We start from the raw sequence: 16,332 nt of genomic DNA, 5'->3' as shown, positions 1-16,332 counted from the left end.
TATGAGTTTACGTTTACTACGAGCAGCAGCCGAAACTGAAAATTTAGATGACTTCCACTTGAGCAGGCTTCTTTTATTATTGGGTGCATTCCAGGGACGTAAAAAACGACACAGTGTACAAGGCATTACGAAGCTAGCCAAGCTCGATTTTTTATTACGTTATCCGAATTGCCTGACAAGAGCCTTGCAAGCGATTGGCAAAAGCGACGATCTAGCCCAGGTCGGTGAGGTCGAAGCATCAAGTATTGAGGCAAAAATGATTCGATTTCGGTACGGTCCCTGGGATGCACGTTACCGGCGTTGGATTGGCCTCTTATCAGCCAAAGGTTTAGTGAATACGTATGTTGAGGGTAATACGGTACACGTCGTTATTACCGATAAAGGTAAAGAAGTAGCCGGGCTGTTTGCTGAGGAAGACGAATTCAAATTGATCGCCCAAAGAAGCTTGCTGATTTATAAGAACTTCGGCGACTTCTCAGCTACTAAAATAAAGGACTTCATCTACGAGGTTTTCCCGGAGATTGTCACAATTAAGTGGGGTCAGGAAATTCAACTATGAACTTTCGCATCAAAACATTAACACTGGTTTTCAAACGGTCGACTGAGGTCATTCAGTTTGACAGGATATCCTACTTTTTTGGGCAAATGGGGGCTGGGAAATCCAGCATTGCCCAATTGATTGACTATTGTCTGGGAGGTGATCTAGACCTGACCCCCGCTTTTCAACAGGAATTTGTGGCTGCGGCATTACTTATTAACGTAAATGGCACTGAAACAACCATCGACCGGCAGCGAGGTTCCGATAACGTTGTCGCTGTTTGGGGGGAGTCTGGTAATGAAAACACACTGTTACTACCGGCCCGTGTAGCGGGTGGTGAAGTATTGGCTGGTACAGATGTTGAAGTTCTGTCCGATTTTATTTTTTACATCGCCGGTATTACTCCTCCTCGGGTGAGAAAGAGTAAAAGCTCCGAAGACAGTGCGTTAGTTCGCCTTAGCCTTCGAGATTATCTGTGGTATTGCTATCTTGATCAGGACACGATTGATAGTTCTTTTTTCAATCTCGAAATTGAAGCAAACAATTTTAAGCGGCTAAAAAGCCGGGACGTACTACGCTCCATTTTAGGATATCATCAGGAAGCGGTAGCCCAGTTGGAATCTGAACTCCTACGTGTACGCGATCTCAAAAATCAGATGCGCTCAGGAGCTGTTTTACTGAGGGAAACGCTGACAAACAATGGTATAACCTCTCAGGAAGAAACGAAGGAGAAAGTTGAGCAGCTTGGGAGGAATCTTGACGATGTACGAAAACGTATCTCGAGTCTACAGTTTGAGGTAAAGCGTACAGATGTGCCCCATATCGTTGACAGTTTGAAAGACGAAGGAAGACAATTGGCTAGAGACATCGACGCAACGCGCGAAGGTATTGAAGCGCTTAATCAATTGATCGATACCAATGCCGCTCATCTTAACGAAATAAAGTCGTTAAAAATAAAATATCAACGGGGACTGTCAGCTCGCTATGTACTCAGCAACGTTCAATTCGAGTCCTGCCCTCGTTGTGCACAGACTTTACCCGCACGTCCCGTTGGCGTCTGTCCCGTCTGCGATCAGAATGAACCAACCGCCGAAACCAGCAAAATAGATGTAGCACTGATTCAGCGAGACGCGGATTCCAGGATTAGTGAGTTAGCAGAGATCTTACAGAATTATGAGTTGCAGGTCAAGCAACTATATCGCTCCTACGACGAACAGTTAGCCCGTAAACGACTTGTTGATGGTAAGATAACCGAGGAGATGAAACGGTATGACTCAGCCTACCTAGCCACGATATTGGAGTTTGAACGTCGCCGTTTTGAGTTGGAACAAATGATTAGCGGCCTTAATCGTTCCGTGCTGCTATTTAAAAAAGTAGATGAGCAGTTAGCCCGTGCCGATCAGTTAGAGGTAAAAGAAAAGGGAATACGGGAAAGCCTGAAAGAAGCCCGGATCGCTGCCGAGAAAGATGTCCAGAACATCCGTAAACTGGAACGCTATTTTCTTGATTACTTAATTCAAGCTGGCGTACCTGGTATTCAAAATGAAGATAAAGTAAATGTATCTACGTCGACTTTTTTGCCACTTGTTGCCCCGAATGGGGGCGACGATGTAGCCGTAACATCATTCAGTAACTTAAGCAGTGGTGGCAAAAAAGTACTGTTCAAATGTTGCTTTTCACTGGCTATTCACCGGCTGGCGGTTGAGACGAAAGCATCATTGCCAAACTTTCTGATTATTGACTCCCCAATGAAAAACATTAGTGAAAGAGAAAACGAGGATGCTTTTCGTCAATTTCACAACTTAGTTTATAAATTGGCAACTACAGATTTGGCTAATACGCAATTTATATTAATAGACAAGGAATATTGTGAGCCAGATGAAAGTCTTGATCTATATGTACTTACTAGACACATGACTCCCAACAATGACGAGTTTCCACCTTTAATTAGCTATTATCGGGGCCACTAAAGTAATATAACCATGCTTAAAGTTAATTCAGAAATCCATCTGTATTGGTATAATGCACTAATAATTCTTACCACAAGATGAGAGATAATTTTTCAGCGAAGATTTTGGAGATTCTATCTAAAATAGTAGCATTACAAATACAGTAACCCGACACTATTATTGACGCGTGTATTAGCTTGTGAAGAAGGCTACCTCTTTCTTTCGAAAAAAGGTAGTACCCAAATTAGGACAGGCCTGGAGTGTAGCTAATTGCACGATGATGGCCTCAGTCAACTGCGGAAAATTGCAGAATACTTGGTTGACTAAGCTCCACTTCAACTGACTCCAGAGAAATTCAACTCGGTTTAGTTCAGGACTGTAGGCTGGTAAACGCTCTAAATGGACCCGACCGGGCCGTTGCTTCAATCAGTCTTTAACTGCCTGACTACGGTGAATGGTTGCCCCATCCCAGATCACCAATAAATTTCGTTTCCGATACCGGCGGCATAGACAAGCCAAAAATCTTAAAAATTCATTTAGTATTACTATACAAACCGAGCTCAATACGATAATTGAGGATTATCTTTGGATTTGTAAAACCCGTTTCGAAAGCACATAGATCGGCACTGCCCCTACAAATATGGAAGATTGGGTTAAAGACTTGCAAAATAAAATCATTAATGAAGAAGACAGAATTCTTTTTGATGAAGCCGCCGGATGTTACTCGTCCGGTTATCACAGATCAGCTTATATTATGGCTTGGGTCTCACTGATTGAATCTTTAAAAAGGAAAATATACGAATTTGATAATTTAGGAGATAGTCGTTCCAATGCGGCCATCATAAAGATTGATTTAGCTGAGAGTAAAGATTCATCGACTGACAAACTTATATTTGAAGAAGCAAAAACCTGTGAAATAATTGACAGTTCTGATTTAAGTTCAGTTAACCATTTTTGGCAGCAGAGATCGGTTTTTGTTCACCCATATAACAAAAGACCTACTACTGAGGAAATAAGATATATTTTTACACAAATAGTAAAAATATCCTTAGGAAAGGAATTGCATTACAACAAACTGCTCTTAAGTGATTTAGCGAATAATGTCGCTAATAAGCCCTTTTATATACCTACCGGTTCAGAGCAAGTTAGAGATCATGCTGTTAGGGCAGTAACAAGAACAAATGAAAATTTGCATCCTTTTTTCTTCAAAACTTTCTTGGCAAAAGTAGGGGAAATATGCTTGATTGATAGTAAGGCTCAGGAACTCTTCAAACTTAGAGCATTCATCTGCGAATTATTCATACGAACGCCTACAAGCTTAGATGATAGTAAGTGGGGGTTAGAAGATAAAGTTACAAGCTTTCCTTACGAATGTATGTTAGGCTTTATTCGCTCAGACACTTGGCTTAAAATACCTGAGCGAATAAAGGAAATGATAATTGCATATGCCGTATCGGAAAACGATAGTCGGAAAACCAATTATGTAAGACAAGTTATTGGTCAATTAATAAACTCTAGTGTATTAGAAGATAAATACATTGTTATATTTAATCAAATGCTCGATTCAATGTCATTCGAATCCGCTATTAATTATTATGGTAGATCTGAAGATACTTATTTAAGAATCAAAGCTAATTTGATGACTTATAATTTTGATACTCAAAATCCTGCTATTGATTATCTAAAAACTCCAATGGGGATTCAGGTTATTAATATCTTAGATGATGATAGCCAGTTCTCTCTTGGGAGGATGCTTGAATCAGCAAGCTCAAATAATCATTGGAAAACTCAAAATTTTATCGACTCTATATTGGATGGTAAATATAGTTACTCTGATTGGGTAAAGGGCGGCATTGCTTACGGAAGTTTTGTATCTCTTAGTAGCGGACTATTCGATTTTGACGAGAAGGTATACAAAAGATCTATTCTTTTCTTGAATTCTGTTTCTTCGGAAATTCAGCATTTTGTGTATCAGAAAATAAGTGAAGCTATTAATGAAACGGAAGAAAAAATACCAGGACAAATTGCTTTTCAAAAAAGAAGCATTTTAAGAAAAATTGAAGAAGTAAATTCATCTATAGCTTGGGACAGTGAAAATAGAAGACTAAATGATTTGTTATTCGATGAGTTAAAAAGTATTGTTAATATAGACGATGATTAAGAACGTGTTTGGGGGTTGGTGAAGGCTGAGCGTCGATACAAAAAGGGCTCGACGCTCAGCCTTCACCAACCCCCAAACACGTTCTTAGCAGGCGGCGTCAGCAAAATACTCTATACCTAAGAATCGATTGAAAGTTATAATAGTAATATAGCTCTACACGCAGTCTACTCATTTTAGGTCAGAAAATGCCCTTAGGGGGTTATTAATTGACCGTACGTAAACCTCTAATTTACAGGTCGATACGTTCATTTTCATCCCTATCCATGCAACCGTTCAGAAAAGGGCTTTCCTAATTCGCCTCAATACATCACGATTCCGCAGAGCCCACAACTGGAGCCACGGGTAGATAAACACGCATTGTCGTACCGACCCCGAGCTGACTCTCAACCCGTACGCTCCCCCCATGATTGTCCAGCACCTGCTTCACAGTGGCCAACCCCAGGCCGCTGCCTTCGTACCGCTGCCGGCCATGCAAGCGGCTAAACCAGCCGAAGATTGACGTGACATCGGCCGCCCCGATGCCAATGCCATTATCGCTGACGCTGACCTCTACGTAGGTAAACTGGGAGGAGAGCCCCAAATCCAGTACCGTCGAGGCGGCTACCAACCGGGCCTGGATGACCACCCGGGGGGCCACCTCGGGGGCGGTGAACTTCAAGGCATTGCTGAGTAAGTTTTGGAACAACTGCCTAAGCTGGGGCGCATCACCCAGCACCGGGGGCAGGGGCGGTACCACCTCCACCAGCGCCGACTGCTCCTCAATGCGGACGCTTAGATCACTGATGACCGTTAGGGTTAACTCCGCCAGGTCGACCAGGGTCTTGACCGGGGCGGGACCGCTTACCTGAGTCAGTACCAACAATGACTCGATGAGCTCACGCAGCCGCCGGGCCGCTGCGTGCATCCGGTTCAGCCGATCCAAATCGGCGGCCTCCAGCCGGCCAGCGGCCCGCTGCTGCAGCAACTGGCTAAACAACTGAATCTTACGCAGCGGCTCCTGCAAATCGTGGGAGGCCACCGCGGCAAATCGCTCCAGGCGTTGATTCGACTCGACCAGGGCCTGGTTTAAGGCTTGCAGGGCCTGCTGCTGGCGGTACTGCTCGGTGACATTGCGAAACACCACCAGGGCACCATCTACCTCTCCATCAACGCCTGGCACCGGGCCCACGTAGCATTCGCAGCGCCAGGCGTTCCAGTGGTCAGAAAAAAAGTGGGACTCCCCCCGGAGCGTTGTGGTCAGATAGCGTTCCCAATCCGAGCGGTAGTCGGGCAACACCAGCTCGAGCAGGGTTTGACCAGGCAAGGCCTCGGGTTGGCGCTGGCTGAGTAGGCCCGGTAGCAACCCAAAGGCCTGCTCGATTGTCCCCCGTGGATTAACGACCAGTACACCCATATGGGGCATGTTAGCCGCCAGGGCCTCAAAGTAGCGGGTACCCTGTGGCTGAGCCAGCGCTGATGGTGGATCGGCGGTGAGAGCAGTTAGACTCACCAGCAGGTGCTGGCCATCGCCCAGGGGCTGACTGACTACCTCGATCCAGCCAGCGGGTGCGGCTGGTGACTCGATGGCGCTGGGCTGGACTGGGCTGGACGGCCCCGTTGTCAGCAGCCGCCTGGCCTGCTGATACAGCAGTGGGCTGAGCCAGCTCAGCCCGGCCTGCTCAAGGGGCTGACTCAGCCAGGCTACCCGGGACTGATTCAGTAAAGCTTCGGCGGCTCGATTGGCTACTACCGGCACCAGGGTGGCGAGCTGACCCTGGGCATCCAGCCCGGCAAAGACCACCAAAGCGGCCGTAGTCGATTGGGTAAAGGCCAGGGCCGCCAGTGCTTCTACCGGGGGCGTCGTGGCGGGTGGCGGCGTCGGCGCCTGGGGGGCAGGAGCGGGGGGAGTGGGGCTCACAAAATGGAGTAGTTAACTGACTTGACGCCGAGGGGGGCCACCCGGACGTATCAGATAAAGGCGTCACCAGGCCCCCTTGGTCTACGCTGGGTGTTGACTCAACCCGTTGCCGTTCCGTTCGAGTTAACGGCTGGCTGGATTAGGCTACGGGGTGGGCGGCCACTTACCGGCAAGCCGTCTCGACCCATCTCGTATGCAGTCGACTCACTAACCCGATCCACTGAGGGTACTCCGTCTCCTTGACCAGGTATTCGTTACTGCCCAACTGGGCGCAGCGTACCTGATCATGGGACCGGTTCGAGCTGGCTAAGACCACCGTGGGAATACGCCTGAAGTCCGGGTTGTTTTTTAAGTAGTGCAGCGTCTCAAAGCCATTGAGCACGGGCATCTCCAGATCGAGTATGATGACCGCTGGTGGCCGCTCGTCCAGCCGGTGGGTCAGCGTGGTCAGCAGTTGGGCACCGTTCTCAAAAAAGCGTAGCCGGCACGGCTCGAAGAAGTCGGTAAAGATACTTTCTAGCAAGAGCCGGTCATCCTCGTCGTCGTCGACGATATACACCAAGTGGTTAGCCATGAGAGCACTGGGGAATAGACTAGTAAAGGTATTATCTAAACAGTATACTTAAAAGCAGGCCGTTTTTGGAGGCGGTAGTTAGGGGTGGATGATGCGGCGGTAAGAAGCCGCCCTGGTAGCGATACCCCACTCGGTGGGCGCAGGGCCACTCTTGGGAAGAACTCGCCGGCTACTCCGGTAGCCGATCTCTTTTTTCAGTAATGCAAGCCAACCAATTAATCACAATAGCCTAGCCCGTGCGCATTAACGGATTAATTGCATCCAGGTCCGACCCGGCTGGGCTAAGCTGCCCGTTTCGGCCGGGGGCCGCTTTTGCCGACACATCAGTGCTCCACTACTCGACTGAACGATACGTAAGCCTGTTGGTCGGTGTGTAGTCACCGTGCCAATGATACAGGCGGTATCAGCGTAGTTTGGTACCCTTTTTGTCACCCTGCTGTCGGCACGGGTGCGCTGGTTCAGGCTGGACCAACTTAGGTATAGAGGTTGGGTCGGTGACTCGCCGCCCCATCACCGCTTGCCCATACCTTGATTAGAGAACCGATTGGGGCTGCCCTCTTAGTAACTACGTTGTATGCATGGACTATTGTATCGTCTACGTTAGCTCCTCGAGCGGTTTGTTAACCGATGACGAGCTGGCCCGCCTGCTGACCCTGAGTCAGCGAAACAACCGGGCGCAGGGCATTACGGGGGTGCTACTCTACCTCAACGGCTGTATCATCCAGGTGCTGGAAGGTCCCCAGGAGCGCGTCAAGGCCCTGTACGCCGTAATTACCCGGGACCCCCAGCATAGCCAGGTCACCAAACTCTTCAGCGGCCCTATTGCCCACCGCTCCTTTGCGGATTGGTCGATGGGCTACAAGACTATGTCGGTTCGTGAACTAGACCACCTGCGGACGGCACTACCCTTCACCGACAGGGTCGCCCCAGCCAAGGCTACTACGTCCAACGTGATTCTGGCGCTGGTCAAGGTATTCTATGACAACAACCACCGTAGCTGAGGCGGCGTAGCCGGGCTGCCTGCCGCGTCGCCCTACAGCAACCCGACTATATGGGGGGCTACCGTCGCCCTGTTTCATCAGTTGGTGGCGAGCCGGGGATACCAGTGCGCCAGTTTGGTCGTCAGCTCGGGCAGCCGAATCGGTTTGGTGATAAAATCGTCCATGCCCGCGGCCAGACACTGCTGGTGGTGCTCGACCAGCGCGTTGGCCGTCAAGGCAATAATCACGGGCTGGTACCCGGGCCGCTGCCGGATCTGCCGGGTAGCGGCCAGCCCATCCAGCACCGGCATCTGCATGTCCATTAGCACCAGCCCGTAGGCTTTTTGCGCTAACGCCGCCAGCGCTTGCTGCCCATTGTCGACGATGTCGGGCTGGTAGCCCAGCTTGCGCAGCACGTGCCCGATTAGTCGCTGATTCATAACGTTATCCTCGGCCACCAGAATGGCCAGCGGGTAGCGGACCGAAAAATCAGGGGTTAACTGAGCGGGCGGTATGAATTGGAGGGGAGCCGGCGACGATGGTTGCAGGGCTTGCTGGAGGTGCCGGGCCAAGACGTGTTGCCGGATTGGTTTGGCCACCACGGCCACAAACAGCGACCGCTGCGCCCCGCCGACCTCGTCGCCCGGTGAACTGAGCAGTAGCCGGGGAATGGCGGGGAACCACTCGTGCAGCTGGCCAGCCAGCTGTAGCCCATCCAGGCCCGGCATCTGCCGATCGATCACAATAAGATCGACGGCCATCCCCCCGGCTAGCATTGCCAGGGCCTGCTGAGGGCTACTGGCCAGTAGCGGCTGCAGCTGCCAGTGCGCCAACTGTCGCTGGAGAATGGCCCGGTTGGTCGCCTTATCATCGACGATGAGGATGCGTTTGCCCGCCAGCGCGGCCATAGCGTACCGGGTGCGATTCCCCGTAGAGCTGGCGTCCGGAGCCAGTTGGATCGTGAAGGAAAAGGTAGAGCCCTGACCCGGCTGGCTGACGGCCTGAATCGTGCCGCCCATCAACTGAACCAGTTTCTGGGCGATAACCAAGCCCAGTCCCGTGCCCCCGTATTGACGCGTGGTGGAGGCATCCACCTGCGAGAAGGCCTTGAACAGGCGATCCATCTGGTGCGCCGCCATACCGATGCCCGTATCCCGAACCTCAAACTGGATCCCTACCAGACCCGGCTCGGCAATGCCCCGGCGCTGGACCAGCACGCAGACCTCCCCCTGGTGGGTAAACTTCACCGCATTGCCCACCAAGTTGATTAACACCTGCCGCAGCCGCAGGGCATCGCCCAGCAACTGGTGAGGCACCTCGTCGGCCAGCTCGTAGAGCAGCTCGATGCCGAGTTTGGCCGCTTTGGCCCCGAACATGTCCAGCACGTCTTCCAGGCACTGCCGTAGGTCGAAGGCCTGCTGTTCCAGCTCGAGGTGACCCGACTCGATTTTGGAAAAATCAAGAATGTCGTTGATTACCTGAATCAGGGTGTCGCCACAGGTGGCAATGGTGTCGGTGAACAGCCGCTGCTCGGGGGATAAGGGGGTTTCCTGGAGCAGGGCGGCCATACCGATCACCCCGTTCATGGGCGTGCGGATTTCGTGGCTCATCGTGGCCAGGAACGTACTCTTGGCGCGGCTGGCCTGCTCGGCCTCGTGCCGGGCCCGCTCCAGTTGCTGGTTGAGGCGCCGGAGTTGCTGGTTGGTTTGCTGCTGCCGGTCAGCGCTTTGTTTTCGCTCCCGGGACAGCTGGGCTTCCTGCTGCAGCTGGGCCAGCGCCATCGCCTGCTCCAGGTGCCGTTCGGTGTAGTTTCGGAGCTGGTAGGACCACAACCCACTGATAAAAAAGATGACCGTGGCCAGCCCCATGTGAATCAGGAAGGTGAGCCCATCAAAGCTGGCCAGTTGGGTGAAGTAAAGCTGCGGCCAGCCGTTGTTTTGTAGATACCCAAAAACCGCGTGATGCACCAGGACCACCACCAGAAAGGGCAGTTGCAGCCTCCAGTTCTGGTAGGTAATCAGCACGGCACTGCCGATAAAGGCGAAAAAATGCATCTCGAACAACCCGTGCAGCTGATAAATGTACTGGGCCATAAACACGGCCAGCACCGTGCTGAGCACGTACTGATACAGGCTTGAAGCGGGCAGCAGGTACTTGACCGAATAATAAGCGAGCAGTAGCAGCCCTCCCACGCCCAGGGCAATCAGCCAGGTGTCGTAGACGAAGGCGAAGAGTAAGCCGACCAGGAAATAGCCGCCCAGGAAGTAGTTCATCAGGCGATCCGAACGTTGTTGCACCCGCCGGCTCAAGGCCTGGGCCGGGGGCGTCGTCAGGGCTGCGTGATTAGTCATCGTGGCGGGGACAGGCGGGTAGACTACAGCCGTAGGCCGTCAATGCCCGCGCGTCGGCGACGCGCCCGGTCTGGTTGGCCAGCAGGCTGCTGAGGGCCCGTTTAGCGTAGCTTGTCCGCTCGTCGGTGCAGTAGCGGCTACGGTTATAGTTGCCCCGGTAGTAGAGCCGGTGCCGGGTGTCGAGGAGCACGGCCTGGGGCGTGGCGTAGACGCCGCACAGGCTGGCCAGGGAGGTGTGCAGTAGAACGGGGAGGTCCAGGCCGAGCTGGTGGCGGATCTGCTGGGGCGAGTAGGCCTTTGTACTCAGCACCACCACGAGGAAGCTTACCTGCCGGCCGAACTGCCCCACCAGGGCCTTGATGTGGGGTTGGTTGAAGCGTGAGCAAGGACAATCGGGGTTAAAAAAATGCAGGAAGACGGGTTTATCAGCCGGCAGATTGACTAGTTGGGGGGCCTGGATGCGGGTGCCCACCGGAACGGGCTTGTACACGCTGGGTAGGGGCGTCGGTAACTGATAAAGCCAATCCTGGTACCAGAACAAGCTGCCTACGGCGGCCAGCAGTGCCAGCAACCAGCCTATTACGAATCCCTGTCTACTCATGGTGTCAATGAACCTGGTTAAACGCCCTTTTGCTGCCCGCCAATACGCCTGCCTGCTGCCCTCACCTGCTTGTGCTGCTTCCATCAGCCAAGTGAGTGGATAAGGTGCCGAGCAGTACCGCCAGGGCCCCACCCGTTGGCTGGCGTAAGCGATCCACAGTCGCCCGTCTTGTAACATAAAACACAGGAGTAGTAACAATTATAGGGCCAATGCGCCCGGGTCATGAGTAGGCTGCTGGATTATTATAGGTACTCATGGATGCATTTATCGGAATGCCCTGGTGACACGGGTATGGATTTTAGTAACGGTTGATTTTCTTACTTGGCCGGGGAGGTCCCTGCTGTCCAATCCAATTTCCTACTGGCCAGTCATCGATGGGCCGCCCCAGCCCCCTCCAGCAAACCAACTTTCCCTAAGCAGACGCCAGTACGACGAGGAAGTATGGGTCGGCGGGGCCAGCGCAAACCAGGCGCGGATGAAGCCAGCTCGCAGCGCCACCTCGGTGCGCTTGCCGGCTAGAAAAGTCCGCTTAGGTATTGTCACCACGCAGGTTATACCCCGGGTTGTAGCTAACGCAGGGGTTGGTTACGGCCCCGGTGCTTGCAGCGAGGGGATAGTTTTATTATTCTCAAAAAAACGCTCCTCTACTTAAGACGTGGAAATTTTTTAGGATAAGTGACGGATTTCGTACGAAACGGCAAAAATACCCTACTATGCCAGGCCAGCCTATCATTTCAATCTGGCAACACAACTCAAATCGCTATGTGAAAAGGGAGTGCTTATTATTTGTAGCGGATCGGTGATTTATAACCTGCATTGGGGTTCTTCTTCCAATGGGACGTTTCTTAGCGTGTAGAAACGTCCCGTTGGAAGAAGAACCCCTACTACGTGTAGTGGAGGTTTGCTACAGTCGGAATGAGCAGTAACTAACGGATTTAATATTTATTAAGTACTTTACGCTTTAACGAAGTTTTAATATGTACTTGTAGTAAAGCCCCGGTTCGATGAGCCGGGGCTTTCTTTTTGTAACCTATATCAGCTATGATAGAGACAGGTTATCTTACACGCTTTATAAAAGTTGTTTAACGCCAGTAAAGCCCTGTTCATTGGATGGGGGCTTTCTTGCTGGTAATAAGTTACCCTAACGCCCCTTACCTCACTAAGTACGCTTAGTTAAAGCGCATTGATTTTCAGCGCGTTCTGCCTTTGGTCAAAAGACATTCATAGATGATTTAAGAGCGTCGCCTGATTAGGGGACGTTTTCTTTGTAGTGACGTTATATGACAAGAGACACCCCGCCGGTTGGTGGGGCTTTCTTTTGTGACCTACCATGCTGCTTGCCGTATCCTAAAAAAGCAACGGCCACACTGCACAGGGTGGCCGTCTTTCATCGGGGAGATCGTTTTACCGGTAATGGTCAAAGCTAGTCAACTTTGATGCCATTGGGATAAATAGGCCGGTCCCAGGTTACACATATACTCAACTTTTTTTAAAATTTCCTACTCGATGAGTGACACCGGACGAAACGGTGCGTCATACGGTCAGTTATTTACAAGTTACGGTGAGTATATAGAAGTCCTGTCCGGCGTTGGGCGGGGCTTTCTTTTGGCCGTAGATAGTGACCATTATTGCCGTTTCGTCATCAGCATACTTCTACCTGAACAAGACAATAACTAATTGATAGACAGTAACATAAACTATTCATTTGCTCCCTGCATAAGAGCTTTAGGCTATATTTTTTGGCATGAAAATAGCCCCGCCGGATCAGGACGGGGCTTGTGCTAGTTCAACCAGATGCGTTCGTAAATTGCCATGCAACGATACTGCACACGGTAAAGCATGAACAGGTCGGGCGGCTGATGATAAAATGACCAGGTAGCAATTTGGTTCATAGAGACTTGGGCTAGACTCTAAATATACAAACCTGCCTACATATGTCTACCCATCACTTTGACTTGGGTTATAGATTGCCCGTAATTGTGGATGAACGGAGTTAATTCATGTGCATGAGCCAGCTACTAGCATGGCCGGGTGTAAACGCTATTACTTGAATACAGACTTTGTCGCAGAGCGGCATAAACCGCCAGGTTATTGAGATCGAAGACATACGTTGAGTAGTTGATAGCGGGTCAATATACGCCTATATGCCTATATGCCTATCGCAGATGCAATACATATACTATATATTATCATTCTAGACAGACAGTTAACTTACTTTACGGGCTAGTCTAAACTGAGCCAGCCGTGGTAGTGAGAGAGGCTAAATCATGTAGCGGGAATCTAGGATTTATCATTCCGTTTTGATAAGGGCCGCTTCAGTGTGACGCGCAGCATGGGCAGTATAGCGACCAGTGCCACTGGGCCGAAAAAGTAAAACAGACAGCAGTACAGGATCGGCAGCAGGTATTCCATACCGTTGCGCTTGATCGCGGCAAGGATGCGCTCGAATAGGTATGTAAGAAAGAGTAGGTTTTGCTGCCAGTTGGTGCGCGGCTTAACACTGTCGGCGCAATCGGGGCGGGGCGTATCTTGGTTTTTCATCGGGACACAGTACCAGTTTAAAAACTGTCTGTGTACTGCCCGATAAGGATAAGAAGGAGTTTTTAAAGCTACCAATTTTTACAATGCCTGTCAAGGGGTGTAACTGAACACGCACCCGGAAGGAAATGCGCGGCGCAAAAACAGACTACTGGACAAAACAGAATCGACGTGGTTTTGCCAACTTAAAAATACATAGCAGGTAGCCCATAAACTGATCAAAAACTAGCAGCGTCGCATTGAGCACCTCCAATCCCTTTTTGAACAGTGACTGCGCCGGACTGCTAGTGCCATTTTGGTAGGTTTTTGTCCCGATTTGATCGCTGACCGCTTCGCCCGCTTTTACACTCAGTACGTAGGCAAAGACGACCACGGCTAGGAGCAGTTCAATCTTAGTCGATTGTTTGAAGTTCATTGATTCCAAATGGAACCCGTTCGTTTTGAGGGCTTTAAAACACTGCTCGATGCGCCACCGCTTGCGATAATGAGCCGGTACAACCTGAGCATTCTCCAGACTAGTCAGCCAATAAAAGACCGGTTCTGCCCGCTTGCGCGGATCCTTCGGCGGGCGCGGATCTTCGTTGCGACACATCACTAGTTTGAGCCGACAGTCAGCCCAGTTTAGCCAAGTCCACACGGGCCGTTTCCGGCGCATGGCCTTTCTCTCCAGTGTCGGATAGCTTGTAAGTGTATCATGTTTGTAGCACTCGCGTTGTATCCGAATCACAAAATCGATCCCTTCTTGATGAAGAAAAGTAAACCAGAGTTTACCCGTGTACTCCCGGTCAGCTAACAGAATCTTCCCCTTCAGATTGTACAGTTGAGCGGCTTCTTCCATAAATGACTGCCGCTCATGTGAATTACTGTGACCCTTTTTGTCGAGATCACGCCACAAAATGGGTATGGCAACTCCTTGATAAATAAAACTTAACACGAGTAGATGCACATCTTTCTGACCTAATCGCCAAGTAGTTGCATCTAAAATAAGGTACCTAACCCGGCCACTAAGCAGCGTAAACGTGCACCGCAAAATGGCTTTGGTCAACTGCTGTGGCTGGCTCGTATTGAAAAAACGGATGAGTCGTTTATAGTGGCTGGCGGGTTGTCGGTTTGCCTTACCTAAGAGTGTAGCCAAGCGGTCTTTGACGGTGTTCATGTTGCTACTTCGGCTGGTGACCAGAGCCTGAGCAATAAGGAACAAGTTTTTGACGATTCCCCGGCTGAAGGGCGCTAAATGGGGCGTAAGTTGCTGAAAAGTAACAGGAAGCATCGGAGGTTGGGGCTATGTGTCAGTTAGACCCAATTTAACTAGACTAGGCTCACGTTCTTAAAATGTCCAGTAGTCTGGCGCAAAAACACAAACGCGAGACAAGTAGCTGATATTCTGTTTGTTATGAACAAATATTGAATAGGTACACAAATGCGGTTTTCTCACACTTAAATATATACAGCAGTATGAATGAGACACGCGTTTTTCGCTGAGTGACGCATTTAAACCTGACTACCAAAACCAGTGAACGGTAAAATACCGTATGTACCTATAGTTCTGGTAGACTAAAGGCAAGTTTGTCTGATGTAAATTAGTCAATACGTTTAGTGACGTTAAGAGTAATTAACGTCCCAGTATTGGTAAATATATTAAAACTAACTTATCAATCAGTCTGATTTAATACTCGACGTTACAGTATGGAAACTCGTTCAGTAAGCTATAGCCGCACTCCCCCCGTGGAACTATCAACGGTACAGTCAAAGTAGCGGGGATACCCGCCCTTGATCCAGTTAGTGTCCTCTACCTGGAAGGTAGCGGCAATTATACTATCATTCATTTTAGCGACGGGCGTAAGCATATGGTTGCCAAGACACTAATGCTGGTAGCTAATCAGTTGCCAGCCCTGATACGAATCCATAAGTCCTATGCCATCGCAACAGCTGGTATCACTAATATCCGCTGGGTAGGTAAAACTATAAACAAACGTGTTTTGGCGGTCACCATGCGTAACAAGGTCCGTATTACCGCATCCCGTCGCAAGGGCAATGCAATTGCCCCCGTTCTAGCGCAGCGTACAGGGATTGTAATTGAGTAGTAGGTAGTAGTCATAAGAAAGATGATCGTTATCGGTTTGTTTAGTATCTCATTCGGTGACAGTACTTATCTTACGCTTCAACTTAGTTTTAATGTGTATTTGCAGTAAAGCCCCCGTTCATTGGATGGGGGCTTTCTTTTGTGACCTCAAAGAAATTCATACGTTTGTATATAACTACTGGTTTACTCAAGAGCTATCTGCTTCTCTACTACATCAAAAAAGCCTGGCTCCAATGGGGCCAGGCTTTCCGCTTCTATCCACACCATACACACCCGAGGGCGTGTTTAGTACAACAAAGGTAGTTACATGATCTAATTGACGTTTCGGTTTGTAGACGAATCGCTTGGATGGGAATACACCTACCGACTACACAACAAAAAAGCCCCGCCCGGTAATGGCAGGGGATTTTTTCGCTACTGCTGGATAGTAAACGAGGAAAATGGCCTAACGGGTGCGCTGCGATGATAACCAGGATGGTGCGTAATAAAGTACTGCCAGCCTTTGTCAAAACCCTTCCAGATGATGCACGTCAGGTTAGTTGCCAGATCAAAATGACAAGAAACAAGAATAGGTGTACACATAGCGAGGAAGGTTTTATATAAGGTTGGCCCTACAAGCCATATCCGAAAAATCCACACCTACACGATCTGTTAATGAGT

At 49.9% G+C, this 16,332-nt stretch carries 12 protein-coding genes; 5 read left to right on the top strand and 7 right to left on the bottom strand.

Annotated elements, in window-relative coordinates; translation table 11 throughout:
- Nucleotide 1 precedes the first annotated feature (1 nt).
- On the top strand, nucleotides 2-559 hold the full coding sequence (locus HH216_RS25055) for a hypothetical protein (protein WP_254448876.1): 558 nt from the start codon (nucleotides 2-4) through the stop codon (nucleotides 557-559).
- On the top strand, nucleotides 556-2,508 hold the full coding sequence (locus HH216_RS25050) for a hypothetical protein (protein WP_169553637.1): 1,953 nt from the start codon (nucleotides 556-558) through the stop codon (nucleotides 2,506-2,508). The genes HH216_RS25055 and HH216_RS25050 overlap by 4 nt, the downstream gene beginning before the upstream one ends.
- A 171-nt stretch (nucleotides 2,509-2,679) precedes the next feature.
- Here the strand turns inward: HH216_RS25050 and HH216_RS27025 are convergent, their stop codons facing one another.
- The gene (locus HH216_RS27025; RefSeq protein ID WP_169553636.1) at nucleotides 2,680-2,913 is read right to left on the bottom strand and encodes a transposase; all 234 of its coding nucleotides are present in this window, start codon (nucleotides 2,911-2,913) and stop codon (nucleotides 2,680-2,682) included.
- A gap of 214 nt (nucleotides 2,914-3,127) precedes the next feature.
- Between HH216_RS27025 and HH216_RS25040 the strand changes: the two genes are divergently transcribed.
- Nucleotides 3,128-4,648, top strand: a complete 1,521-nt coding sequence (locus HH216_RS25040; protein WP_169553635.1) for a hypothetical protein — start codon at nucleotides 3,128-3,130, stop codon at nucleotides 4,646-4,648.
- 307 nt (nucleotides 4,649-4,955) lie between these two features.
- On the opposite strand, the gene HH216_RS25035 is transcribed toward HH216_RS25040, so the two are convergent.
- Nucleotides 4,956-6,428 (bottom strand): PAS domain-containing sensor histidine kinase, encoded by a 1,473-nt coding sequence (locus HH216_RS25035; RefSeq protein WP_254448898.1) that lies wholly within the window; start codon nucleotides 6,426-6,428, stop codon nucleotides 4,956-4,958.
- A gap of 280 nt (nucleotides 6,429-6,708) precedes the next feature.
- Complete coding sequence (locus tag HH216_RS25030) at nucleotides 6,709-7,119, bottom strand: response regulator (protein ID WP_169553633.1); 411 nt, start codon at nucleotides 7,117-7,119, stop codon at nucleotides 6,709-6,711.
- Between the two features lie 578 nt (nucleotides 7,120-7,697).
- Between HH216_RS25030 and HH216_RS25025 the strand changes: the two genes are divergently transcribed.
- Nucleotides 7,698-8,120, top strand: a complete 423-nt coding sequence (locus tag HH216_RS25025) for a BLUF domain-containing protein (RefSeq protein WP_169553632.1) — start codon at nucleotides 7,698-7,700, stop codon at nucleotides 8,118-8,120.
- Nucleotides 8,121-8,197: 77 nt separating this feature from the next.
- Here HH216_RS25025 and HH216_RS25020 read toward each other — a convergent pair whose 3' ends face one another.
- The 4 genes from HH216_RS25020 to HH216_RS25005 all read right to left on the bottom strand — a co-directional run bounded on the left by HH216_RS25020 (nucleotide 8,198) and on the right by HH216_RS25005 (nucleotide 14,859).
- Nucleotides 8,198-10,450 carry a response regulator gene (locus HH216_RS25020; protein WP_169553631.1) on the bottom strand — a complete coding sequence of 751 codons (2,253 nt, stop codon included), beginning with the start codon at nucleotides 10,448-10,450 and terminating at the stop codon, nucleotides 8,198-8,200.
- On the bottom strand, nucleotides 10,443-11,051 hold the full coding sequence (locus tag HH216_RS25015; RefSeq protein WP_169553630.1) for a DUF6436 domain-containing protein: 609 nt from the start codon (nucleotides 11,049-11,051) through the stop codon (nucleotides 10,443-10,445). The genes HH216_RS25020 and HH216_RS25015 overlap by 8 nt, the downstream gene beginning before the upstream one ends.
- Nucleotides 11,052-13,331: 2,280 nt before the next feature.
- Nucleotides 13,332-13,592, bottom strand: a complete 261-nt coding sequence (locus HH216_RS25010) for a hypothetical protein (protein WP_169553629.1) — start codon at nucleotides 13,590-13,592, stop codon at nucleotides 13,332-13,334.
- Between the two features lie 145 nt (nucleotides 13,593-13,737).
- A complete protein-coding gene (locus HH216_RS25005) occupies nucleotides 13,738-14,859 on the bottom strand; it encodes a transposase (RefSeq protein WP_169553628.1) in 1,122 nt (373 codons plus the stop codon).
- Nucleotides 14,860-15,322: 463 nt separating this feature from the next.
- On the opposite strand from HH216_RS25005, the gene HH216_RS27020 reads away from it, so the two are divergent.
- Nucleotides 15,323-15,673 carry a LytTR family DNA-binding domain-containing protein gene (locus HH216_RS27020; RefSeq protein WP_169553707.1) on the top strand — a complete coding sequence of 117 codons (351 nt, stop codon included), beginning with the start codon at nucleotides 15,323-15,325 and terminating at the stop codon, nucleotides 15,671-15,673.
- Nucleotides 15,674-16,332 lie beyond the last annotated feature (659 nt).

Source organism: Spirosoma rhododendri, assembly GCF_012849055.1.
Classification (GTDB): Bacteria; Bacteroidota; Bacteroidia; order Cytophagales; family Spirosomataceae; genus Spirosoma; species Spirosoma rhododendri.
The sequence above is the reverse complement of the archived record's forward strand: the minus strand, read 5'-3'. Positions and strand labels throughout refer to the sequence as shown.